Source organism: Chryseobacterium sp. BIGb0232, from assembly GCF_024810195.1.
Taxonomy (GTDB): Bacteria; Bacteroidota; Bacteroidia; order Flavobacteriales; family Weeksellaceae; genus Chryseobacterium; species Chryseobacterium pennae.
Genome location: NZ_JANUEH010000001.1, coordinates 1,032,251 through 1,055,374, shown reverse-complemented (window position 1 = coordinate 1,055,374; position 23,124 = coordinate 1,032,251). Strand labels below are relative to the sequence as shown.

Sequence of the window (23,124 nt, the reverse complement as noted above, 5' to 3'; positions counted from 1 at the left end):
TGGGGCTGATTTTAGTTTTTGGTGATTTCCATGAACCAGTCTTCCAGTCCTGCACTGTTTCTGATCTCAAAGATTTCAGCACCTTTAAGAACCAGGATTTTGGTAAGATTGATAATATCCTCTCGGGACTGAACAGTGATCTCTATGGTTTGATGATCGATGATCTGTGGAGAATAATTCTCCGGAATATATTGTATAAAAATGGAGGGATCATTTAATCCTATTCTTACACGGTTATGACGGTAATAGGAGTTGAGCTCTTCAACACTACCTGAAAATTTAATAGAGCCGTTGGAGATGATGGCAAGATGCGTCACCATTTTTTCTACTTCCTGTAATAAATGGCTTGAAATAAATATGGTGATTCCCTGTTGTCTATTTAGTTTTAACAATAATTCACGGATTTCCAGCATTCCGTTCGGGTCAAGGCCGTTTACTGGTTCATCAAGAATTAAAAGTTCCGGTGACCCGAGAAGTGTCATTGCAATAGCCAGCCTTTGTTTCATTCCTAATGAATATTTCTTCATTTTTACATTTCTGTTTTCCCAAAGATCCACGAGATGTAAAACCCGCTCACATTCCGAATCGGGAAGACCTCTTAATTTGGACAGAACAATAAGGTTATCCCAGCCCGATAAATGATCATAAAAAGCAGGACTGTCTATCAAACTGCCTATTTTCTGAAAACCATCAGGATACAGTGAAGTAAGACTTTTATTAAAGATTTCGATGGAATTGTTTTCATCCGGAAGGTTACCCAACATCACCTTCATTGTTGTAGATTTTCCGGCTCCGTTGGCTCCTAAAAAGCCGAAAATACTTCCCTTGGGAACAGAAAGGCTTACATTTTTAAGGATAAGCTTATTTTGAGTAAATCCATAGTTCAGATGCTGGATATTGATTAAATTTTCCATAGATATCTGTGTGAGTTTTGGTTATAAAAAAGACTTTCTGTAGTTACAAAAAGTCTTATATAGGTATGAAGTAAAGGTTACTTTGTTACACGCGGCTTATAACCGGATTCGTTAAAAATTTGTGTGGCATCCTTTTTCAGGAAGTCAGTTAGTTTCGTTTCAGGCTTTTCTTTAAGATAAGCTTTACAGATCTGCCATCCTGTGAAAATTCCGATTTGTGGAGAAGATTCATTGTCTATTTCAGTATAAAACTTTGAGAATGGTCCCGGAGCAATAAAACGTTCTCCCAGTCTTGGATCATCTCCAAATAACAGATTGCTTTCTACAAAATAATTCCAGATGTTGGCTTCATTGTAAGTGGCCCATTCATACTGTTTTTTAGTATAATTCATTTTCAGATAATCCGGAAAATCCGGAAGGAATGCATCCTGTAGAATCATCACTTTTCCGTTAAGAATCACCTGGTCGATGAATTTTTGATGATCCGGAGATTCCGTTACAATATTTTCAGCAAAAAGCAGAGAAACTTTAGGAACAATATTCTGTGGATTCATCGATTTTTGAAAATAAAGCTCCAATCCTTTGTAATGTACATTTCCATCTCCCATAAAGCCAGTGATATCTATAAATAAAAGATTTTTCGCTTCATCATAAAAGATAGGATCCTGAACCATTTGTAAGGCTGATGAAAACAGATATACTTTTGGGCTTTTAAACTGTGGAAAGTAATGTTTGATATGTGAAAATAAATCCTGAAGTTCTTTCTGCAATTTAGCCTGGTCTATTTTTCCAATGGCTTCTTTATAGATTTTAATTTCTTCAGCATCAGCTCTTCTTTTGGAGAAATCAGCATCAGAAACAGTTCCCTGGAACCACGGAAACCGAGCTTTAAACTGATCCAACGGAATATTGGGGTTATAAAGTTCTTTAGAAATATCCGTCATTTCAATTTTTTCGGTAGTATCTTTTACCTCTATTTTCCATTGGTTTTCAGGTTCTTTTTTACATGAATTGAATCCTACAACTAAAATAGACGAAAGGGCAATATATCTGAAAATCTTCATTATTTTTACATGGATTTAAAGTTTACAAAAGTAAGGATTAAATGGAAAATTCATGATGAAAATTAAAATATTTACAACCCTACTGTTTATTTCAGTATTTATTTTATGTAGGTCTCAAAAGCTTGATTTTAAAGATAAAAACCTGGAAAAGGCAGTTGTTGAAAATTTCGACTTAAATAAAGACGGAACGATCAGTCAGCCCGAAGCTGAAGCAGTCAATAATCTGTTTCTGGTGCAGAAAGGAATTACTTCCACGGATGATCTGAAGTTTTTTAAAAATGCTAAAATGATTATGCTGGACGATAATACTATTTCGTCCATTATACTGAAAGATATGGATAAGCTGAACCTATTTTCATGTACAGGATGTAAAGTAACGTCATTTAAAGCCGAAAACCTGAAAAACCTGACTTCTTTATATATAGATAATAACCTTTTGGAGGCTATTTCATTGAAAGAAACACCAAAAATTGACCAATTAACATTATCTTTAAATCAATTAAAAGCAATAGATCTGTCACAGCTTAAAAGTATAAGAAGACTGAATGTAGAACACAATAAGATCTCTAAAATTGATATCTCCGGAAATCCTGCTCTGCAAACACTTAATGTAGAAGGAAATAAAATGAAGGATGCGGATATAAAGAAAGGTGTAAAGACAGATGTTACAATTTTTGGAGCCAATGAATAAAACTAATAGTATGAAAATAGAAACTCAAAGACTGATTTTAAGAAAGCTTGAAGATACTGATTTTGAAAGGATGTTCCTTATGGATTCTGATCCTGAGGTAATGAAATACCTGGGACCTCCAGTGCAAAATAAAGAAGAATCGAAGGAAGTCATCAAAATGATCCAAAAACAATACGAAGAAAACGGAGTCGGGCGGCTTGCTGTTATTGAAAAAGCAAGTGGTTTACTCATAGGATGGTGTGGTTTAAAGTTATTAAAAGAACCTATAAACGGATATGTAGAAACTCTGGACCTTGGATATCGCTTTATTCCGGAATTCTGGGGTAAAGGATATGCATGGGAAGCGGCAAAAGCTACCCTTGATTATGGTTTTAATGAATTGAAAGCAGATTCCATATATGCTTTTGCAGATTCTGGAAATACAGGCTCTAAATATATCCTGAACAAAATGGGATTTGAAAATACAGGCGAATTTGAAGACTCAGGAGTTAAATACTCCTGGTATGAACTGAAACGTGAAAAATATCTTTAATATACAATGATAACAATAAGAAAGGAAGAGGTAAAAGATTATGAGGCGGTTTTTAAACTTACAGAAGAAGCCTTCAGGGATATGGAACATAGTGACCATCAGGAACATTTTCTCGTTGAAAAATTAAGAAAATCTGAGGCATTTATTCCTGAGTTATCTTTGGTGGCTGAGGATGAACATGGTATTGTTGCCGGACATATTTTGTTTACAAAGCTTATGATTGAAAATGGATCGGAAACGTTTGAATCATTGGCTCTGGCCCCTGTTTCTGTAAAACCTGATTTTCAAAACCAAGGAATTGGCGGACAATTAATTCGTGAAGGTCATCTTAGAGCTCAAAAGTTAGGATACCAATCGGTGATTTTAATTGGACATGAAGAGTATTATCCAAGGTTTGGTTACGAAAAAACAAGTAATTTTGGGATTTCATTTCCGTTTGACATTCCTGAAGAAAACGGAATGGCCATTGAGCTGGTAGAAGACGGATTAAAAAATAAAAAAGGGAGGGTAAAATATCCCAAAGAATTTGGAATAGACTAAAAAAATATAAACGATGCAGACACAGAAAGCAATAGATCATATTGTGGGCTGGTTAAAAGATTATGCCACAAAAGCCAGAGTAAACGGATATGTAATAGGAGTTTCCGGAGGAGTAGATTCAGGAGTGGTTTCTACACTGGCAGCTATGACCGGGCTGAAAACCTTACTGATCGAAATGCCGATCCGCCAGAAAGCTGATCAGGTAGACAGAGCTAAGGATCATATGAATGACCTGAAATCCAGATTTCCCAATGTGGAAATTATGTCTGTAGATCTAACACCAGCTTTTGAAGAGCTTTATAAAACTTTTGATGTACATGATGATTTGTACCCAAATGAAAAACTGGCATTTGCCAATACAAGATCTCGTTTGAGAATGCTTACACTCTATTATTATGGCCAGCTTAACGGGCTTTTAGTGTGCGGAACCGGAAATAAAGTGGAAGATTTTGGAATTGGGTTTTATACCAAATATGGTGATGGTGGAGTAGATGTATCTCCGATCGGGGACCTTTATAAAACAGAAGTTTACGCTTTAGCAAAAGGTTTAAACCTTATTAAAAGTATTCAGGAAGCCATCCCTACAGATGGACTTTGGGATGTGGACCGTACTGATGAGCAGCAGATTGGTGCCACTTATCCTGAGTTGGAAAAAATCCAGAAAGAATATGGAACCAAAACAGCTGAAGATTATGAAGGCAGAGACAAAGAAGTATTCCTGATCTTTGACAGAATGCATAAGGCTGCAAAACATAAGATGGACCCTATCCCGGTTTGTGATATTCCTGAAGACTGGAGAGAATCATAAATACGATATACCCAGTCTAGTAATGTAATAGATTGCCAATCATTGTTACATTGCTAGACTTATATATTGTTACATTAAACCTTGTTATTATGAATAGTAGAATAAGAGCCGTATTTTTTATATGTCTGGGCCTTCTTTTCGGAATGTCGGTGATGTATATCTATAATAATTTCATTAAAAGTAAAGATGATTCATCTTCGGTTAAAACTGAGAATGTAAGCTATGGAAGTGCTTCCACAGAAGATCAGTATACTACCGGAAATTCATCAACACAGGTTTCTATTGAAAAACTGACTGAAGAAAAAACGGTGATCAGTTACGTAAAAGAAAACCATAAGCTTCCGGATTACTACATCACAAAAAACGAAGCCAGAAAACAGGGTTGGAATCCTTCAAAAGGAAATCTATGTGAAGTACTTCCTGGAAAAGCTATTGGTGGAGATAAATTTGGAAACAGAGAAAGAAGGTTACCGGATGGAGATAAATATTTTGAAGCTGATGTCAATTACGATTGTGGCGGAAGAAATGCAGACCGGATTATTTATACTAAAAATGGAGACGTTTATCTTACCAAAAACCATTATAAGAGTTTTGAAAAGCAGTAATTGTCATCGCGAGGAGCGTAGCGACGAAGCAATGACAAGATCTAAAGTAAAAATTATAATTTGTATTTAAACCAGGATAAGTAGTAATTTTGAAAAATAATAGTTTTGCTTATTTACTGTTTTTATTTCTGATATTCTCATGCTCAGAAAAACAAAAGACTGTAAAACAACAGGAACAAAAGGCTGCAATAACCATACTGATTCAGCCATTCAGAGATATACCTTCTGAAAAAGTAGGAAAAGTAACTGAGGGAATTAGAAAAGTGTATCCTAATATTAAAGTTCTTGATGCTATAGACTTTCCTGGAAATGCTTATTATAAGGAGCGAAACCGTTATAGAGCAGATTCAATCATTAAGTTTTTAAGCGCTGAGACAAAGGAAGGTTTTGTTACCATTGGGCTTACTTCAAAAGACATCAGTGTAACGAAAGGGAATGTAAAGGATTTTGGTGTAATGGGTTTGGGATATAGACCTGGAAAAGCTTGTGTAGCTTCAAACTTTAGGTTGAACAAGATCAATTCGGATGAACAGTTTTATAAGATTGCCATTCATGAACTTGGACATACACAGGGATTGCCGCATTGCCCGGAAAAAATGTGTTTTATGAGAGATGCGGAAGGTAAAAACCCTACCAATGAAGAAACAGATTTTTGTAAAAAATGCAAAACTTTTTTAATCAGTAAAAATTGGAAATTTAGTTCAATATGAAGACAGTATATATAGATTTTACAGACATAGGCGATTACGAGGATTTTTATGCTCAGCTGAAAGAGAAAATTCAGCTTCCTGAGCATTTCGGAGATAACCTTGATGCGCTTTTCGATACCATTACCGGCAGCCTTGAAATGCCGCTTCACTTTGAATTCGTGAATATGACGGTAGATCAGCTTGAAATCTTTGAAGATCTTTTAACAACATTAGAAGATGCGGAAGAAGAAGTGGAAGATTTCACTTTCAGCTACTACCTGGAGCAATATGAAGATGATGAAGACGAAGAGGAAACAGAAGACTAATTGGTAATGTAAAAAATAAAGGTTGTTTTAGAAATAAGACAACCTTTTTATTTTCTAATAATTTTTAAAGATCTGCTTAATCAGGAAAATTTCCAACTTGACTATCCAAATAAAAAACCAACAGAAGTTCTGTTGGTCTAATCATATAAGACTTACCATAAAATGTAAGTCCATATTATTTTTAATATTACAGCAAAAGCTGAATATCTAATTTAAAATCATGTATTGCAATTCTACAAGTTCGTTTTATAGAAACGTCGCATCAAAATAGAAAGGCAACAAATCCTTCACTGCATGAACTTTCACAACCTCCTCATTCATGCTTGAAAAGTAAAGATCAATGTTCTCATTTTGCTTGGTTTCGTATTCTATCAAACTCTGACGGCAAGCTCCACAAGGTGGGATTGGTGGGTTTTTCTCATGAAACTCTTTAGGACCACCCACAACGAAGATCTTTTTTACCTTCACATCAGGAAAGTTGGCCGCTACCCAGAAAAGAGTAGTTCTCTCTGCACAAAGTCCTGATGGGAATGCTGCATTTTCCTGGTTATTTCCGGAGTATATTTCTCCGTTTTCAAGCAACACAGCACATCCTACAAAAAATTGTGAATAGGGTGCATAAGCTTTTGCGCGGGCCTCCTTGGCTCTTTCAAATAATTGTTTTTCTATATCGCTCAGTTCGCTGCTATTTTTAAAATATTCGTAACTGATCTGTATGTCTTTTTTCATATATTGTAGACTAAAAAAGGGGGGTAAAATTAGCTTTTTTTAATGAGGTGGGCAATATTTTATTCTTCCGGTGAAAAGTTCAATTTTTTAAGACCATAAAATGTTATATACTTCAATACAACTCAGGAATGTAGAATTGAAAAACCGTTGGGTAATGTCTCCCATGTGTATGTACTCATGTGAAAACGGAATGGCCAATGACTTCCATTTTGTGCATTACGGAAGCAGGGCACAGGGAGGAACCGGTTTGCTTGTAGTGGAAGCTACAGGAGTAGAACCGAGAGGCAGAATTACCAATCACTGCATGGGAATCTGGAATGATGAGCAGGTTGAAAAACTCCAACGGATTGTAGAATTTGTTCATCAAAACTCAGACAGCAAGATCGGAATTCAACTGGCTCACGCAGGACGAAAAGGTTCCACTTGGAATAATCTGCAGATCCCGATTGAAGAAGGTTGGGAAACTATAGCACCAAGTTCTATTCCTTATCATCCGTCTGAGAGAATTCCGCATGCTTTGAGTACTGATGAGGTAAAAGAGCAGGTTCAGAATTTTAAAAACGCTGCACAAAGAGCTGTAAAAGCTGGTTTTGATGTCATTGAAATTCACGGAGCGCATGGATATCTTATCCATCAGTTTCTGTCACCATTGTCCAATGTCAGGACCGATGAATATGGGGGAAGCTTTGAAAACAGAATCCGTTTTCTTATTGAAATTGTAGATGCTATCAATGAAGAGCTGAACGAAAATACAGCCCTTTTTGTAAGAATTTCCGGTACAGAATATGCTGAGAATGGTTGGGATATTCAGGATAGTGTTGCACTGGCAAAAATTTTAAAAGAGCATTCTGTTGATCTGGTAGATGTTTCAAGTGGTGGAAATATCCATGGAGCAAAAATTTCAGTTTTCAATAGCTATCAGGTTCCTTTTTCTTCTCAGATCAGAAGTGAAGCTGGTGTGAAAACTGGAGCTGTAGGCTTAATTACAAAAACAGAACAGGCCGAGGAAATTCTTCAGAATGGGGAAGCAGATTTGATTTTTGTAGCCAGGGAAATATTAAGAAATCCATATCTTGCCGTTCAGGGAAGTTTTGAAATGAAAGAAGACTGTTTCTTCCCACATCAATATACCAGAGCCAAAATCTCATCATAATAATATCAGAACATCTTAATTCTTAAGGAAATGAATATAGAAGACTTCATGCTGGCCTGCCCGAGTAAGAAGTTTCTGGGAGTGGAATGCCTGGGATGCGGTGCTCAGCGTGCCATTGTTCTGGTCTTTGAAGGCAGATTTTCAGAAGCGTTTCAAATGTATCCGGCCGTATATACAGTATTGCTGTTTTTTTTCATGCTTGGATTAAGCTTTATAGATAGAAAGAGAAAGTACTCTTCTGTTCTTATGACACTAGTTGTGATCAATCTTGTGATAATGGTTGTTTCTTATGTTTATAAACATTTTTAATTATATGTTTTAAAATATTAAATATTAAAGCCGTTTTTTGAGTTTTATATAATTCTAAAAAGTCTAAAGTCGTAGAACTACTACAATTTTTGAAACTCTTGTCTGAAAACTTTTGAGATTAGAACGTGAAGTCTATCTTTGTTATGAGAAATCCTTTAAACAGGGCTATCGTTAATGATTTAAATTTAAGAATATGGCAGGAAATTCAAGAGGAATCTTAAAATTCAATGGAGGTGAAGGTCAGAAGTTATTAAAACTTAATTACAGCGTTTCAAGAGCAACAGATGTTTCAGGACGTGTAGCATCAGATCCGTCTAATGCACTGATTAAAGTAACTATTGAAGCAACAGAAAAATCTGATGTTTTGGAAAGTTTACTCAACAGTAAATATAAGCCTACAACAGGAGAAATTAATTTCAACAAATCTCATGAAGAAGGTACATTAATCAACCTGAAGTGGGAGAACGGATACGTAATCCAACACGAAGTAGATTTTGATGCAATAGACAGCAATAATATGCTGATCAGCTTTGTGATAAGTGCTGAAACCATTACTTATGGTAATTCTGAATATGCAGGACTTTGGCCAAACAGCTAAGTCTCTGTTATTTAAAAAATAAAAAGACTGTCTTCATAAGACGGTCTTTTTTACCTTATTAAAACCATATTCTGACAGGAACCTTAAATTCCCGTCTCACTAAACACTATTTAAAAACAAATCACAGCAAAATATGTCAAGCACACCTGGAATATCCAATGCCTCATTCCGTCCTACACAGAATGCGGATGGTATATCTGAAAATCATCATACAGGAATTAATCGTCTGGTAAAGCTTTCCATCGTTATAGAAGGAAAGATTATCAAATACTATAAACATTTCAAACTTAAACAAAGTACAAAAAGGCATCATGAGTTTACGTTGACCTTAGCCCATGATACCCTGGGGGAAAAGCAAACCCATTCACTGGAAGATGCTAATAAATTCCTTGGGAAACGTCTTACTGCTATTATTTCATACAAAGATATAGACAACAGTCCTGAAAGAACATTCGTAGGAGTGATTACAGGAGTAGGATTCAGCCAGGAAAAAATGAGTCTGGGAAATATTGTACTTACGGGTAGCAGCCCCACGGTTCTGTTGGATGGTGCCCCGCATATTCAGAGTTTTGGCGGAAACCAACCTGTCAATATGGGGATCATTGCAGAAGATGTCATTAAACAGGGAATGGATAAAAGCCGTTTCGATATCAGGATAGATGCGAATAATTTTTCACAGATTATCTACAGTAGCCAATATGATGAAACCCATTACAATTATCTGGCAAGAATGGCAGAAGCTTATGGCGAACAGTTCTATTATGACGGTGAAGTACTGCATTTCGGAAAACTTCCGCCCCAGAATAAAGCTATTACCCTGACGTATGGCAGCAGTGCCCACGATATAAAAGTGGAATTAAAAGCGGTTCACACCAAACCGAAATTCTACGGTTATAACAGTAATAAAAATGAAAAACTGATTTCAGGTACTACTCCCATCAAACATGTTGGAGACCTTGCTAAAACAGCATACAGTCATAATGATTCAATTTATAAAACACCAGCGCTGCAAATGGCTCCGATCAAAGCAACCACGCATCTGGATGTTGAATATTCACAGAAAAGTGCTTCCGGAAGTGAGGCCGTGAATGTTTTTACCATTTCAGGAAATACAACAGTGCCTTTCCTGTATCCTGGTTGTGTCGCTGATGTACAGATGCGTAAACCGGATTCAAATGAGACTTCCTACTTTACGAGAATCATGATTACAGAAGCAGAGCATGAAATTGACACAATTGGTCATTATCAGGGAAGCTTCGTAGGAATTGCTGCCGATACAGGATTTTTACCAAGGCCGGAGTATATGGTGCCAAAGGCAGAACCACAGACGGCAACTGTAATCTCCAATATTGATCCGGAAGGACAGGGAAGGGTACAGGTAAGGTTCGACTGGCAGACCAATGATACTACTCATTTTATCCGTATGATGAGCCCGGATGCAGGGGGAACCGACCAGATATCTCAAAATAGAGGATATGTAGCAATTCCTGAAGTAGGTGATCAGGTGATGGTGAATTTTGTTCACAGTCATCCGGACAGACCTTTCGTGATGGGAGGAATGTTTCATGGTGGAGTCGCTTTGGGAGGTGGTATCAATAATCATTTAAAATCTATACAAACCAGAAGCGGAATCAGAATTTTACTGAATGATGATGAAGGGAGCGTAACCATCCTGGATCCAAGCGGAAACAGCTATTTCATGGATGGAAAAGGGAATATCAATATGAAAGCTCCTAAAAATTTCACTTTAAATGCAGGAGAGAATATTAATATTACCGCAGGAAAAGAAATTTCCATTGATGCAGGGGCAAGCATTACCAGTACAGCTAATGAAGATATCAATTCTACAGCCGGAAAAGATATTATGCAGACGGCATCCGGGGATATCAGAGAATCTTCAGATACAAGAACCGAACTTGTAGATAAGGAATTCAAAAGAGAATCCGAAACTTCTCACGAAATAGCAGGTGAAATTTCCATGTTTAGCGAGGTAGAAAATATGACTATGCAGAGCGGAAAAATAGTGGAATTCAACAGTGCAGAGAAATCTAAACTTTTCTGATATGGCAATTATCAAGACGGCAACCAATATTCATATAAAAGTAAAAGACTCTTATCACCTGAATGTTGGAAATAAAGTGGAAAAGATGGCTAAGAAAATTAATGTTGAGGCACAGAGGGAAAACCTTATTTTAGCGAGTAACAAGAAGATTGTGTCTCATGGTAATAAATAAATTTAAGTTCCTTTTGCTTGGTGTTTTATGCAGTCTTTCTATGATGAATGGCCAGAACAAAAAATACAGCTGGCTGGGATCAGTTTCCGCACCTCAGGAATATCCTGTGGAAATTTACAGAGGAGCTATTGCTGCTAACGATTTTACCTATGATTTTGATGCTTCTTTGGGAACACAGAACACAGGATGGGGAAATGAAGGAAATATCAGAAAGGTAAAGACTGAAAAAATGGATCTTCCGCATCAGCTGGAGTTTACCTGGTATTCTTTAACTGAAAAAAAGTTTTATACCGGAAAATGGAATCTTAATAAGAGTAACATCAAAAAACTTTTTGATGAAGGTTTTATAGATCAGGATACCCGCAAATGGATGACTTATAATACCTTTATTGTCGGACTGGCTCCTAAGGGAAAAGTCGTTCTATGGGCAAAAGGTCCTAAAAACCAAAAAGAATTAGGTTTTTTTCAGGCTCATGATACCCTTATCACTAAGGAAAATGCAATTAAGGATGCTCAATATATGTTCAAAGATGGTTTTGTGGAGGGAGCATTGTATAAAGCGTTCAAACCAGAGCTTCGTAAAAAAATTGAGGAAGATGGATATCCGGCTGAAGTTAGTTATGAAACATACAGGGAAAGATATAGTTGGAGACCTGTAGTGATTCTTCCGGAAGGAGGAGTGTGGCTGGACTTTGGATTTATTACTTATAATGGTGAGGAGGAAAATCTTTTTGCAAAAAGTCTGAAGGATAACACCTATAAAGAAAGAGCTGTTCCAAGAAATTTTGGTTTTTACTGGCGTGATAAAGATAAAAACAGATATGCCGTATGGATCGATTCTTTCAACGAAAAAGAAATTTTCGAATTATTCAGAAAAATAGGAAAAGAAGAAGAGATTGATCTGACGATTAAAGTAAATGAAAAGAACACCCAGGTTGTATTATCTCTCATTACGGATGAGGGAGAGGTTTCTATTACGAAAGCAAAGATGAGGTTGTCCCGTAAAATGGAAACAGCAGCTAATTAATTAAAAAAAGAACGATGCATAATAATCAATTTGGAGATTATACACCGCCGGCACCGCCAAAAGGTGAAATAGACATTAGAATTGGAGTCTTTTTCGATGGTACACAAAACAACAGAAGCAATACCAGAGCTGCAGGCAATGAGCCAGGATATAAGCCTTCAGCTAATGAAAAGGAAGTTTATAAAAAACAATCAAATAAAAAGGATGACAGCTATACAAATGATTTATCAAATGTTGCAAGGAAAGAATATTGGTACAAGGAAGATAAAGGTAAATATATAGGAAAAGTATATATTGAAGGAATTGGTACCGAAGACTTGCAAGGAGACATAGATAAAAAAACAAATCACAAAGGAGTTGCTTATGGTGCAGGAAGTACAGGAGTAATAGCCAAAGTACAGAGGGGATGTCAAAGAGTTGCGGAGAAGATCAATGAGCTTAAGGGCAGGTTTGAAATCAATACGATTATACTGGATGTTTTTGGCTTTAGTAGAGGGGCTGCTGCTGCAAGAAACTTTGTATTTGAAGTCTCTCAAACTAAGCCTAGAAATGGGTTGTTGGGGTTTATATTAGATAATGATAATGTAGATTATGATTCCATTCAGGTTAGATTCCTTGGAGTTTATGATACGGTTTCATCTTATGATCCTAATGCAAGCGAGATTACGGTAAACCCAGACTTCAATAATGACGTAGAGGAATTAAATTTAAATACTTTAAAAGCAAAGAAGATTATTCATTTATGTGCTTCTGATGAACATAGAGAAAATTTTATGCTCACAAGAGTAAGGCTTGCGGGAGGACAAGACTTTTTTTTGCCAGGAGTTCATTCTGATGTGGGAGGATGTTATACTAACAATATGTCAGAAAATAAACAGGTAATGGATTTCGATAGCGTATGGGGAGATGGAGTGAGTGATAAACAGTACAACACTGCTTTAAATAATGATTTAAATAATCTAATTGAGCAGGGGTGGGTACATCGTAGTGAGGTAGTCGCTCCAAATTCCTGGCATGAAACTTATATTAATAGAGCAAGAATTAGCAATAGATATAGCTTTATTCCTTTGCATATTATGAGTGAGCAGGTAAACGAATACTATCCAAATGCAATTGATCTCATTAATTTAAATAAATCCTATCGTATTCCTAATGGAACTGAGGATGAGTATTTCCCTTTAGATTTAACAAAGGTTAAAAAGAGACTTGATGAATATGTGAAAGAGGGAGCACCTCAGATGACCTATTACACAAACAAGCAGATCGAAGAATTAAGAAAACAATTAGCAACAAAAAAAATAACAACCGAGAAATTTAATAGAATTGTACAGGATCATAATTTATTAATATTTTTAAGAAACAGATATTTACACTGGAACTCTATGTTTGGAGAAATTGGATATAGACCTCATTTCACCTTTAATAAAAAAACATTGGAGATAAAAAGATTCAGAGTAATGGCATTTAATTCATGAAAATACCTTTTAAACATATACTCTTTAGGCTTGTTATATTATTGATTCCTTATCTAGGGTTCTATTTTATGTTTGCAGAAAGTAACTTCAAAGGACAAACGTATGAATTGGATAAACTACCACTATATCTCTTCTTTATTATTTTTGTTTATGTATTTGCAGAAACTTTTCTTTGGAAATGTATGAAGAATAAAAATAAGCTTAAAGAAAATGTAGATTTGATAGTATTTTTTATATTGCTTTATTTTATACTTCCCCACAGGGACTTTTTTACCTAAAATCTAAGAATTAAAATGAATTTTAAAAACAACATAATCTACCTTTTACTTTTCATAAGTACACTAATCTCATGTCAAAATAAAATGGAAAAATACAAATGGCTTCCTACAGAAAGCTCACCTCTTTTATATCCTATGAATATCTATAAAGGGAATCTATATCTTGAAGATGGCACCAGTGTTTATATTCCATGTTCCGGTATTTCCCATACAGGTTGGGGATATAGTGGTTCTAGCCATACACAGGGAGATGATCTAAAAGCTGTTCCTGTAAAACTGGAAGTGACATGGGCATCTTTTTTAGAGAATAAATTTTATACTGGAAGTTGGGAACTCCCTGTAGATAAGATAAAAAAGCTATTTAAAGAGGGAACAGTTAACTGGAGAAATAATGAGAAAGGAACTTATTCTTCAATGGTTGTAGGATTGGCACCGGGCGGAGTTGTTGTAGTCTGGATGTATGGTAATGATCAGCAGATAGAAATAGGAAGATATCAGGCAAAAGAAACTCAAGTGGCCATGAAAGATTATGTTCCAGGAAATCCAACAATCAGTCAGAAAGAATATTTTGATATGAGTGCGTCAGCTCCCGAGGCTTATGAAAATATGAAGAAAAACGGAATTCCATTTGGAATCTGGGATACCTATCGAAAAAAGTACAATTGGAGAACAAGTATAGAAATTCCCAACCATACATTGAAAAATGTGACGATGGAGATGTACAACGGAGAAATGGAAACATTATTTAACGAAACTATTAACAAAAATCCGTTTAAAGAAAGAGCAGTTCCACGTTTATTGTCTTTCCTGTTTGAAGATAAAAATGGAAAAGAGACTGTTTTTGAAGTACGATATTTTGATGAAGAAGAAATCTTTTCATTATTTAAAAAGATAGATGCTAATCAACCGATTGAAGTAGTTCTTCAAATGAATGAAGGGCTTACCAACAGAAAGCTGTTTTTAAAACAAGGAGATAAAGAATTTCCAATACAAAAAATAGACTTTGAGAATATCTGGGATTTGAAAAAAAATAAATTAAAATAAGCATATTATATAAAAATTGGAATTTAATACCTCCTCCGTGGAGTTCAAATTTCAGATTCCACAAAAGGCAGGACAAAACGGGACTCACCTGCTCAGTTATGTAAAAAGCAGGCTGCAGAAATATATTGATGAAACAAAAAATCTGAGAGTCTTCGAAAGAGGCAAAATTTCTTATCAAAAAGTATCTTGATTTTGAGAATGAAAAAAAGCTCATCAATAATTATGTACATTGGTCTGCAACAGAGAAAGCAGGGCATGGTCCAAGAAGCGATGGAAGAAGAGGAATTATAAACGGCTGATCCATGAAAAAAATAATACAAATATTTCTATTATCTGCAATTCTGAGTAGTTTGCTCTATAATTGTCAAAAAGGGAATGCAATGAATGATACGTATGTTTATGAAACCGGTTCGGGATGTGATGAAAACTATCCTATAGATACTTATCGCCAGGTATTTTATTCTAAGGATAATAAAATGATTCAAATAGACGGACTTGGATTTCAGAGAGGACCATGGGGAAATGGAGGAGTAACCTATGTGAAAAATGAAAAACAGGATAAAGAACTTCCTGCTACAATGAAAGTAGGGTATTATTCCTATGCAGAAGATAAATTTTATGAAGGAGAATTCAATCTGCCTGCTGAGAAGATCAAGGAATACCTTAACGAAAAAGCAGACGATCCGGAATATGCCAATAAGAAAAATGAAAACAGCAAAGACGGTTTTTTTCATAAATATGACCGCATAGAAGTAGGATTTACATTAGGAGGAATGGTTGTTCTATGGATGAAAGGGGAAGATGCTCAGAAAGTACTTGCCACATTCACTGCCAAAGAAGCCTTCCCTGAATGGAGTTCTGTTTTTGAAGACTCGAGCCGTAAGGAAAAAGTTGAATACGGACTAAACAATGATGTATACACTCCGAAAGTTAAAAATGAAATCCTTACCAAAACACTTCCTTTAGGTCTTTGGAAAACCTATGAAGAGCAGTTCAGTTGGGGACCTCTGGTAAACCTGCCATCAGGAGGGAAGCTGGAGAATATTTCGATGAAAACAATCAATGCTGAGACAGAAACGTTATACAACTCTGCTCAAGGAGATAAAAAGAGAGCCGTACCTTACAATATAGAATTCTTTTGGTCACTTAATGGAAAATACTATAATTCCAGGATTGTTTTTGGTGAGAATATGAATTATTACAATGCAATTTATAAAGCTACAAAAGCTTCTGCCAAAGATGCAAGACCCTCTGATTTCAGACAGGAAGAAGTGTATAAAAACTTTCATCTGTTGAAACCGAATGAATCTGCAAAGCTTAGTATTAATGTAGATGATGATCAGTCTGTCAATGTTTCATTAAAACAGGGAGACCAGAATTTTCCTTTCAAAAATGTTATTGCCAAAACTTCTGAACAGTAAATGATACATTACAATGTATTATTTCAAGAGAAAAATTAAATGTCAGAATCCACCAATCAATTGAAAAAGAAAAGATAATAGTAGAATGGGTAATATGATTGCAAATGACCATAACACTTAGTGATTGAGATATGAATAGACTCTTGATTTATATACTGATATTTCAATATTTCTTAATCTCATGTCAAAAAAATATGAATAAATACGCATGGACGCCAACGGAAAGTTCTCCTAAAATGTACCCTATGAATATACATAAGGGAACTTTGATTTTAGAAGACGGAAGCAGTGTTTATATCCCATCCTCCGGAATTTCCAATGAAATATGGGGACATGTAGGTTCTACTCATGTACAGGGGAATGATCTTAAGGCAGTGCCGGTAAAATTGGAACTTACCTGGGCTTCATTCATGGAAAAGAAGTTTTATAAAGGAAGCTGGGATCTGCCGGTAGATAAGATAAAGGAGTTGTTCAGTAAAGGAGTTGTCAATTGGCGTACAGGAGCTAAAGACAACTATTCCTACATTGTAGTAGGCTGTGCTCCTGGAGGAGTTGTTGTGGTATGGATATATGGAGACGATCAGCAGGTTGAGATAGGACGTTTTCAGGCAAAAGAAACGAATATCAGTATGGCTGAATATGTACCGGGTAATCCCGACATTACACCCAATGAGTTCTTTGATATCAGCAGTTCCGTACCCGCAGCTTATGAGAATATGAATAAAAAAGGGATTCAGTACGGCTTATGGGATAGCTATCGTGAAAAGTATTCATGGAAGCCGGAAATACAAATTCCGGGGTATACCTTAGATCATGTCATTTTTGAAATGTTTAATGGAGAAATGGAAACCTTATTTGGAAGTACAATAACCAATAATCAGTTCAAAGCAAGAGCAATACCAAGATATTTTTCGTTTTTATTATCAAATGCAAAAGGAGAAAAATATGTTTTTGAAGTTAAATATGCGGATGAAGAAGAAATGCTTGAGTTATTTAAGAATGCTGATAAAAATAAACCCATAGAGATCATATTACAAATGGACGGAAGTCTGAATAATAAAAAATTAATCTTTAAACAAGAGAACAAGGAAATCCTGATCAAAAAAATAGACATGGATAATTTCTGGAAATATGAAGAATGATAAGCTGTAAAAAAACATGTTATTTATTATATAAAGAATCGGGCTCATAAAAAGAGCAATGAAGCCGTTTATTATGAAGAAGTTTAATATACATTCCGTTCAGAAAAATGAAAATCTAAAAAGCATTGCTGCCCTTTACAGGATAGAAGCAGATGCTTTAAAGCTATTTCATAACAATCGCTGCGAGGTAAAAGATATGATCCTTATAGACCTTACCAGGCAGACGGAACTTTTTATTCCGCGAACAGCTGTTGCAGATAAAAATAAACTGGTAAAGTTCGGAAGAGGAAACCGTTTGGTTTTTCGGCCGGAAAACTCATTCTGTAAATATGGGGTGGTCATTAGTTTCGAAACCGGAAATCATAAAAATGAACTGAAATATGAAACATCAGCCCGTTGGCTGAAATACGAGAATAAGCTGCATTTTTTTGAGATCGACCGTATTTCAAACCTATATCTGAACCAGGAAGAAGTCAACGAAATTGCAGATATGCTGGCCTATAAAACATCAAAGGTTTTATATCCTTTGCAGGTAAGTGTAGATGAATATGGAAAATTCAATCAGGTAGAAAATATTGAATCCTTTAAGGAAAGATGGAACAAGATAAGAGAAGAAGTTTATAAAGAGTTTGAAGGGGAAATCGTAGATGAATATTGCAGGAAGATAGAAGAAATTATATACGAAGAAGATGCTATTAATCTTTATCTTAAAAATGATTATTTCCTCAGAACGATATTTCTCGGAATCTATCAGAGTTTCGGAAATACCTTTCAGATTGAAATTGAAAAAGGTTTTCCAATCATCAATAACCCGATAGAACCAAAATATAAAATCCACATAGAAACAGATCCGGTAAAAGACGAATATGATCTGGTGCATATAGCAGGAGAAGGGAAATTAAATGATGAAAGATCCGTATCCGATCTGATCAACGGATATCCTTTCTCAATGATTATTGCAGACGATCCGGTAATGAACGAAGAGGGAAACTTCAGGATAGCGTATTATCTGAACGGAGAAACATTACTTCCCGAATCCCTATATCTGGAATGCAGTATTATGCAGGAAGAAGAAAAGAAAATATCAGTGGTGGTAACTGCTATAACAGAATAAAAAAACAAATACAATGAAATTTAAATTAGACCATAAAATTTTTACGCTCATCGGTATGCTGTGCTGCAGTTTATCTTTTGCACAAAAAGTAGAATTTACCGTACCAAAGAGTATTGACGTTTTGGAAAATATCATTTTTGATTTTCAGAACGACTTTACGAAACCTATTGCAGTAGATGCCGCTGCTACACCTGATGATTTCTCAACGACCGTTGATCTTTTTGATCTGAAATATGATGGTAACAACAAAAATCCTTACCTGAATCTGGCATTAAATAAAGGTGCAAAAGCCAAACAGTTCATCGAAAGAGCAAGCTGGACCGTAACCTTTAAAAAGATTTCCAAAAAAAGTACAAAAGTAAGCATCGATATTGAATCCATCATTCCCGATCGATGGTCAAAGAAAGAAGTAGATGTAAAGCTTACCCAGTCCACAGGAAAAGTAGAAAACGAAATCAAAGAATTTCTTTTACATTATAAGAAACCAAAATCTTCATCCGCTCATGCTACAGCAGATGCGGCAGCAGAGCCTACAGCAGAACAGATTGCCGCAGCAGAAGCACAGGCAGTTGCTCAGATGGCAGAGCTTGAAAACAGAAAAATTATCCAGAAAACAACTTCAAAAAAACTGCAGGCACTATTCAGTAAAAAGCAGTTTATCACTCTGCCAACCACAGCAGATAGCTTTACAAAACTCTTACAGATACAGCCAACTGAACCGGAGTGTGAGGATTGTAAAGGAGGAAAATATTCAAGCTGGGATATTGAAGATGTTTTTAATCTGATCTATGCTAAAATGAATGACGGACAGGAATATTATGCGCTACAGTATTATGGTGATAAAAAAGTTTCAGGTTTACCTTACGGACTTGTATTCAATGAAAGTTCACCCTCAGAATGTAAAGCCAAATTTGCAAGATATAATGCACGGCTATACCAGACTGCAGTAGAAGTTGATGCCAATACATCCAGTGCATTAACGGTGGTTACCTTCAAAATGAATGGCAGCTTTATCCGTCTTGAATTCGGAAATCAATATCTGACGAGACTTCACGTATCAAATAAAGAACAATAACCATGGCTGAAAAACATATTGTAGTACAGGGAGCAATGTGCAAATGCCAGTTCGGACAGGCTCCGGATATGCTCAAAGTACTTTCCCATCAGAAAGAATACGCTAACGATAAAAATGCGTCCAAAAAACTCATCGTTACCACAAAAGAAATAGGTGGAACAACATTTGAGAAAAATACATTCGGAAACTGTACCAAAAACGGAGGCCCACCACCGCCATGCAAGATCATGGTCACCGAATGGCAGAACTTCTATGACAAAGTACAGCTAAGCAATGGCGGATATATGATTCTGGAAGACAGCAAAGCCATCTGTGCTGTTGCCGGAACTCCATGTATCGAAATTACAGACCATGGCCAGAGAACAGAAGCCAGCCAGCAGAACTTTAAAAATGCCAATAAGGATGTGCAGCAGCAGATCAATCCTTTGGTGAATACAGAATCAATGTATAAAGATCAGCCTGCTCACCAGGGAGAGGATGGCGTAATCTAAAATGAAAAAAAATGGCGAAAGGAGTTAAAACAATAAAATTTCAAGGTCCACATTATCCGGCTATGACTGTGCCTGGAAAGAGAATCACTTTAAAGGCTGATCAGCCTGGGCTTTTTGAAGTAGACCAATGGCTTCCGGGGACTACCGCTGAAGATAAAAAGAAACCTGTAGTGTGGATGAGCCAGAGTATGGATAGGCTTTCAGTGCTCACTAAGAAGGAATCAGCATCCGGATTTAGATTTGTGATTGGGAAAAAATACTGTGGAAATTATCATTATTATATAGAAGCCAGTTTTTCGGGGAAAAGAGATACCACTCATAATTCAGGACTTTATGTAAAAGGATGGTGTGAACCCAGAATTGCAGACAGCAGATGGTGTAAGCAGCCAGGTGGCGAAGATGAACGGAAAACGTATGTCTTTTCCTACGGACATCTTATCTATCTTCATTTAGATACAGAAGGCCTTAATGGAGACAGCCTGATTGTGGAAGTTTATAAAGTAGTAGCAGGAGGTGGAGGGCTTAATGATGATAAGCTTATGTCTGTTTATACTGCAAAAGTAATTGATGGGCAGGTAAACCTGAAAATTGGAAATACCTACCAATGGTATGGTAAAATCGGCAAACCCAAAGATAAAGAGGAGTTTTATGTAAAAGTAAAAACAGCTTCAGGACTTGTGGTAACTGACGGTAAAGATAAAGTTCATGCCCGGTTTTTGAGAATTCAGAACAGAGTGGTAAGTAAAGGGGTAGAAAGCTCAACTAATAATACCCCGACAAAAGTTGATTTACCCGATAAAAATCAAAAGAATACCCATTCCTGTAAATACAAGGAAATAAGTGTAGATGATAATGGAGAACATTTTGTAGTCTTTAAAGAAGGAAGTACCAAATTTAAAAAAGTAACTTCCGAAACCCAGCTGGTAACGAGGAGAATACATTTTGCCTTTGACAGATCAGAAATTCGTACAGAGGAAAGAGCATTCCTGCAGACCCTTCTTGATTTTCTGCTGTATAACCAGCATTTGGATATGACCCTTTCCGGACATGCCGATGACAGGGGAACACTGGACTACAACCAGGCACTTTCAGAAAGAAGAGCAAATGCGGTAAAAGATTTTTTTGTAAAGGGAGGGCTTGTTAAAAGCAGAATTAAAACAAGAGGCTATGGCGAAGTAAACCCTGCTGTAACCGGGAAAACAGAAGATGCCTATAAAAAGAACCGAAGAGTAGAAATAGATTTCAGTTATCTGGAATATAATCAGGAAGCATTGATCTATGAAACCATAGGTCCGGACGCAAAAAAGGCCAAGGATATCACAGTGAATGTCATAGATCGGGTAGACAAAGGATGTTTCAGAAAAGAAAAGCATGATAAAACCATTATCTATATTAATGAAACAAATGGCAAAGACTTAATTCCGAAGAAAGGAGACAAAGTAAAACAAACTGTATTTTCACAGCAGTCCGGATTCCCTAAAAACTATGCGGGAATCTTGATGAGGTATCTCAATCCGTGGTCCGGAATTGATTATAAATTTGCCTTTTTTATCAATAGCTGTGCCTATTATGCCAGTAAGAAAAATGCTACCCTGGAAGTAAGAGTATATCCGGATATTATCTGGATCGGTCATTTTCAGTATAATGGTGAAGAGAAAGTAATGCCTTATTATTTCCATCAAAAAAACTTTGATCTGGAACAAGGAATCTCTGATGTTCTTAATGAGTTGAAGGATACAACATTCTATAAAATATTCAGGCTGTTCCCTGCAAACTTTATCATGGAACATACCCTGTTGAAATATATTGAAAGCCAGGCAAAAAGCTATTTCTACGGAATTCATACCATTCATAACCGTACCGTGGAGAAATCAGGACAGGAACTTTCTCTTGTTGGTACGCAAACAAACATTATTAAGCAGACCGATTATACAAGGTTTGCAGCAGCAGCAGTTATTTATGGTTTTGTAGTTGTAGGAATTCTTATAGAACTGTTGATGATCTATTTAACAAGAGGTCGAAATATTGCTACCAAGCTTCAAAAGTTTGCTAAAATGGCAAGAAAGGCACAGGCAGTTCTGAAAAGAATGGAAGATGCAGGAGTAGAGCTTATTCCACCGGCAATAGCAGTGAATGCGGGGATGTATTATCAAAAGCAGAAAGATGGCAGGTTAGGAGTTGTTTATGAAGCTAATATAAAGGCAGATCCATTGATTGCAGTTAATTTCAAAAGAGAATTTGATTTATTGCAGTTGATCACCAAGACTATACAGGACATAAAAAATGCAAAATACCCAGATGATGCCGCTGCGAAGAAAAAAATGGAGCGCAATAAAAATAATAACAGTAAAATTTCGCAATATTTTGAAAAAATAGGAGTACCAAAAATAAAAGGAACTATCAATATAAAAGGAGATATAATATTTGAACATAATATTAAGTATAATGTATTGACCAATACTTATAAAATAGAAGATAAGTTAAAAAATGGTGTTTTTACTGCAAAAGATGAGGTTTTAATTCAGGAACAGATTAAATTTGAAGCTACCATAACAGGAGAGCATGAGTTATTATTTACATTTGGTCCTCTTCAAACAAAAATTGAAGGGAAAATAGATGTTCAACTGAGTGGAGGAGTAGGGTCCAAGCTAAAGTATGGAGCTAATCCCAGAGAGGGAAAAGGACTTTTCTTAGAGAAAATTTTGGCATGTTCCGGAATAGAAGGAAAATATAAAGGAAGTTTGATGGGAACGTCTATTTTTGGTGTAAATAAAATTGAAACAAATGATGGAAAGCCAACACCTTTTACACTCATTGAGCCGTTTGAAGTTTCCTTATATAAAGTTCAATTATTTAATAAATAAA

General features: G+C 36.0%; 24 protein-coding genes. 21 read left to right on the top strand and 3 right to left on the bottom strand.

The features are described 5' to 3' along the window. Window positions 1-11: 11 nt before the first annotated feature. Together M2372_RS04505 and M2372_RS04500 are read right to left on the bottom strand one after the other, a co-directional pair. On the bottom strand, window positions 12-914 hold the full coding sequence (locus M2372_RS04505) for an ABC transporter ATP-binding protein (protein WP_123318188.1): 903 nt from the start codon (window positions 912-914) through the stop codon (window positions 12-14). A 77-nt stretch (window positions 915-991) separates the two neighbouring features. Then, entirely contained in the window at window positions 992-1,978 is a 987-nt protein-coding gene (locus tag M2372_RS04500) for a gliding motility protein GldB (protein ID WP_123318189.1), read from the bottom strand. A gap of 52 nt (window positions 1,979-2,030) precedes the next feature. On the opposite strand from M2372_RS04500, the gene M2372_RS04495 reads away from it, so the two are divergent. From M2372_RS04495 to M2372_RS04465, 7 genes are all read left to right on the top strand, one after another. Continuing rightward, a complete protein-coding gene (locus tag M2372_RS04495) occupies window positions 2,031-2,669 on the top strand; it encodes a leucine-rich repeat domain-containing protein (RefSeq protein WP_123318190.1) in 639 nt (212 codons plus the stop codon). A 10-nt stretch (window positions 2,670-2,679) separates the two neighbouring features. Next, window positions 2,680-3,201, top strand: a complete 522-nt coding sequence (locus tag M2372_RS04490) for a GNAT family N-acetyltransferase (RefSeq protein ID WP_123319068.1) — start codon at window positions 2,680-2,682, stop codon at window positions 3,199-3,201. 6 nt (window positions 3,202-3,207) lie between these two features. Beyond that, entirely contained in the window at window positions 3,208-3,741 is a 534-nt protein-coding gene (locus tag M2372_RS04485) for a GNAT family N-acetyltransferase (RefSeq protein WP_185018690.1), read from the top strand. Between the two features lie 13 nt (window positions 3,742-3,754). Then, window positions 3,755-4,549, top strand: a complete 795-nt coding sequence (gene nadE / locus M2372_RS04480; protein ID WP_115969445.1) for an NAD(+) synthase — start codon at window positions 3,755-3,757, stop codon at window positions 4,547-4,549. Window positions 4,550-4,638: 89 nt separating this feature from the next. Further along, window positions 4,639-5,154, top strand: coding sequence for a ribonuclease domain-containing protein (locus tag M2372_RS04475; RefSeq protein ID WP_228455630.1), 516 nt, complete (start codon window positions 4,639-4,641; stop codon window positions 5,152-5,154). 89 nt (window positions 5,155-5,243) lie between these two features. Next, the gene (locus M2372_RS04470) at window positions 5,244-5,864 is read left to right on the top strand and encodes a Zn-dependent protease (protein ID WP_123318192.1); all 621 of its coding nucleotides are present in this window, start codon (window positions 5,244-5,246) and stop codon (window positions 5,862-5,864) included. Then, window positions 5,861-6,169: a barstar family protein gene (locus M2372_RS04465; protein WP_115969449.1), complete on the top strand. Its 309-nt coding sequence runs from the start codon at window positions 5,861-5,863 to the stop codon at window positions 6,167-6,169. The genes M2372_RS04470 and M2372_RS04465 overlap by 4 nt, the downstream gene beginning before the upstream one ends. A gap of 246 nt (window positions 6,170-6,415) precedes the next feature. Here M2372_RS04465 and M2372_RS04460 read toward each other — a convergent pair whose 3' ends face one another. After that, a complete protein-coding gene (locus M2372_RS04460; RefSeq protein WP_115969451.1) occupies window positions 6,416-6,898 on the bottom strand; it encodes a cytidine deaminase in 483 nt (160 codons plus the stop codon). A 100-nt stretch (window positions 6,899-6,998) separates the two neighbouring features. Between M2372_RS04460 and namA the strand changes: the two genes are divergently transcribed. From namA to M2372_RS04390, 14 genes are all read left to right on the top strand, one after another. Further along, complete coding sequence (namA, locus tag M2372_RS04455; RefSeq protein ID WP_123318193.1) at window positions 6,999-8,051, top strand: NADPH dehydrogenase NamA; 1,053 nt, start codon at window positions 6,999-7,001, stop codon at window positions 8,049-8,051. 30 nt (window positions 8,052-8,081) lie between these two features. Then, window positions 8,082-8,360 (top strand): DUF2752 domain-containing protein, encoded by a 279-nt coding sequence (locus M2372_RS04450; RefSeq protein ID WP_123318194.1) that lies wholly within the window; start codon window positions 8,082-8,084, stop codon window positions 8,358-8,360. A 193-nt stretch (window positions 8,361-8,553) separates the two neighbouring features. Next, window positions 8,554-8,958, top strand: coding sequence for a type VI secretion system tube protein TssD (gene tssD / locus M2372_RS04445; RefSeq protein WP_115969457.1), 405 nt, complete (start codon window positions 8,554-8,556; stop codon window positions 8,956-8,958). Window positions 8,959-9,091: 133 nt separating this feature from the next. Continuing rightward, window positions 9,092-11,020, top strand: coding sequence for a type VI secretion system Vgr family protein (locus tag M2372_RS04440; protein ID WP_123318195.1), 1,929 nt, complete (start codon window positions 9,092-9,094; stop codon window positions 11,018-11,020). 1 nt (window position 11,021) lies between these two features. Then, window positions 11,022-11,192 carry a hypothetical protein gene (locus M2372_RS04435; RefSeq protein WP_165852175.1) on the top strand — a complete coding sequence of 57 codons (171 nt, stop codon included), beginning with the start codon at window positions 11,022-11,024 and terminating at the stop codon, window positions 11,190-11,192. After that, window positions 11,179-12,219, top strand: a complete 1,041-nt coding sequence (locus M2372_RS04430; RefSeq protein ID WP_123318196.1) for a DUF2931 family protein — start codon at window positions 11,179-11,181, stop codon at window positions 12,217-12,219. The genes M2372_RS04435 and M2372_RS04430 overlap by 14 nt, the downstream gene beginning before the upstream one ends. A 14-nt stretch (window positions 12,220-12,233) precedes the next feature. Next, a complete protein-coding gene (locus M2372_RS04425) occupies window positions 12,234-13,694 on the top strand; it encodes a phospholipase effector Tle1 domain-containing protein (protein ID WP_115969465.1) in 1,461 nt (486 codons plus the stop codon). 362 nt (window positions 13,695-14,056) lie between these two features. Further along, entirely contained in the window at window positions 14,057-15,016 is a 960-nt protein-coding gene (locus tag M2372_RS04420; RefSeq protein ID WP_228438544.1) for a DUF2931 family protein, read from the top strand. A gap of 302 nt (window positions 15,017-15,318) precedes the next feature. After that, a complete protein-coding gene (locus M2372_RS04415; protein WP_123318197.1) occupies window positions 15,319-16,437 on the top strand; it encodes a DUF2931 family protein in 1,119 nt (372 codons plus the stop codon). Between the two features lie 194 nt (window positions 16,438-16,631). Further along, the gene (locus tag M2372_RS04410) at window positions 16,632-17,579 is read left to right on the top strand and encodes a DUF2931 family protein (protein ID WP_228455631.1); all 948 of its coding nucleotides are present in this window, start codon (window positions 16,632-16,634) and stop codon (window positions 17,577-17,579) included. A 73-nt stretch (window positions 17,580-17,652) separates the two neighbouring features. Then, a complete protein-coding gene (locus M2372_RS04405) occupies window positions 17,653-18,693 on the top strand; it encodes a hypothetical protein (RefSeq protein ID WP_148060705.1) in 1,041 nt (346 codons plus the stop codon). A gap of 13 nt (window positions 18,694-18,706) precedes the next feature. Continuing rightward, window positions 18,707-19,768 carry a hypothetical protein gene (locus tag M2372_RS04400; RefSeq protein ID WP_148060706.1) on the top strand — a complete coding sequence of 354 codons (1,062 nt, stop codon included), beginning with the start codon at window positions 18,707-18,709 and terminating at the stop codon, window positions 19,766-19,768. 2 nt (window positions 19,769-19,770) lie between these two features. After that, complete coding sequence (locus M2372_RS04395) at window positions 19,771-20,259, top strand: DUF4280 domain-containing protein (RefSeq protein ID WP_115969479.1); 489 nt, start codon at window positions 19,771-19,773, stop codon at window positions 20,257-20,259. 11 nt (window positions 20,260-20,270) lie between these two features. Beyond that, window positions 20,271-23,123 (top strand): OmpA family protein, encoded by a 2,853-nt coding sequence (locus M2372_RS04390; protein WP_123318201.1) that lies wholly within the window; start codon window positions 20,271-20,273, stop codon window positions 23,121-23,123. The last annotated feature ends 1 nt before the right edge of the window (window position 23,124 follow it).

Excerpts from the sequence above, each read along its gene's own strand:
- M2372_RS04500 (WP_123318189.1), bottom strand. The coding sequence starts at position 1,978 with ATGAAGATTTTCAGATATATTGCCCTTTCGTCTATTTTAGTTGTAGGA.
- M2372_RS04400 (WP_148060706.1), top strand. The coding sequence starts at position 18,707 with ATGAAATTTAAATTAGACCATAAAATTTTTACGCTCATCGGTATGCTG.
- M2372_RS04395 (WP_115969479.1), top strand. The coding sequence starts at position 19,771 with ATGGCTGAAAAACATATTGTAGTACAGGGAGCAATGTGCAAATGCCAG.
- namA (WP_123318193.1), top strand. The coding sequence starts at position 6,999 with ATGTTATATACTTCAATACAACTCAGGAATGTAGAATTGAAAAACCGT.
- M2372_RS04425 (WP_115969465.1), top strand. The coding sequence starts at position 12,234 with ATGCATAATAATCAATTTGGAGATTATACACCGCCGGCACCGCCAAAA.
- M2372_RS04420 (WP_228438544.1), top strand. The coding sequence starts at position 14,057 with ATGGAAAAATACAAATGGCTTCCTACAGAAAGCTCACCTCTTTTATAT.
- M2372_RS04465 (WP_115969449.1), top strand. The coding sequence starts at position 5,861 with ATGAAGACAGTATATATAGATTTTACAGACATAGGCGATTACGAGGAT.
- M2372_RS04490 (WP_123319068.1), top strand. The coding sequence starts at position 2,680 with ATGAAAATAGAAACTCAAAGACTGATTTTAAGAAAGCTTGAAGATACT.
- M2372_RS04405 (WP_148060705.1), top strand. The coding sequence starts at position 17,653 with ATGAAGAAGTTTAATATACATTCCGTTCAGAAAAATGAAAATCTAAAA.
- M2372_RS04440 (WP_123318195.1), top strand. The coding sequence starts at position 9,092 with ATGTCAAGCACACCTGGAATATCCAATGCCTCATTCCGTCCTACACAG.
- M2372_RS04505 (WP_123318188.1), bottom strand. The coding sequence starts at position 914 with ATGGAAAATTTAATCAATATCCAGCATCTGAACTATGGATTTACTCAA.
- M2372_RS04390 (WP_123318201.1), top strand. The coding sequence starts at position 20,271 with ATGGCGAAAGGAGTTAAAACAATAAAATTTCAAGGTCCACATTATCCG.
- M2372_RS04475 (WP_228455630.1), top strand. The coding sequence starts at position 4,639 with ATGAATAGTAGAATAAGAGCCGTATTTTTTATATGTCTGGGCCTTCTT.
- M2372_RS04485 (WP_185018690.1), top strand. The coding sequence starts at position 3,208 with ATGATAACAATAAGAAAGGAAGAGGTAAAAGATTATGAGGCGGTTTTT.
- M2372_RS04430 (WP_123318196.1), top strand. The coding sequence starts at position 11,179 with ATGGTAATAAATAAATTTAAGTTCCTTTTGCTTGGTGTTTTATGCAGT.
- M2372_RS04435 (WP_165852175.1), top strand. The coding sequence starts at position 11,022 with ATGGCAATTATCAAGACGGCAACCAATATTCATATAAAAGTAAAAGAC.
- M2372_RS04460 (WP_115969451.1), bottom strand. The coding sequence starts at position 6,898 with ATGAAAAAAGACATACAGATCAGTTACGAATATTTTAAAAATAGCAGC.
- nadE (WP_115969445.1), top strand. The coding sequence starts at position 3,755 with ATGCAGACACAGAAAGCAATAGATCATATTGTGGGCTGGTTAAAAGAT.
- tssD (WP_115969457.1), top strand. The coding sequence starts at position 8,554 with ATGGCAGGAAATTCAAGAGGAATCTTAAAATTCAATGGAGGTGAAGGT.
- M2372_RS04410 (WP_228455631.1), top strand. The coding sequence starts at position 16,632 with ATGAATAAATACGCATGGACGCCAACGGAAAGTTCTCCTAAAATGTAC.
- M2372_RS04495 (WP_123318190.1), top strand. The coding sequence starts at position 2,031 with ATGATGAAAATTAAAATATTTACAACCCTACTGTTTATTTCAGTATTT.
- M2372_RS04450 (WP_123318194.1), top strand. The coding sequence starts at position 8,082 with ATGAATATAGAAGACTTCATGCTGGCCTGCCCGAGTAAGAAGTTTCTG.
- M2372_RS04415 (WP_123318197.1), top strand. The coding sequence starts at position 15,319 with ATGAAAAAAATAATACAAATATTTCTATTATCTGCAATTCTGAGTAGT.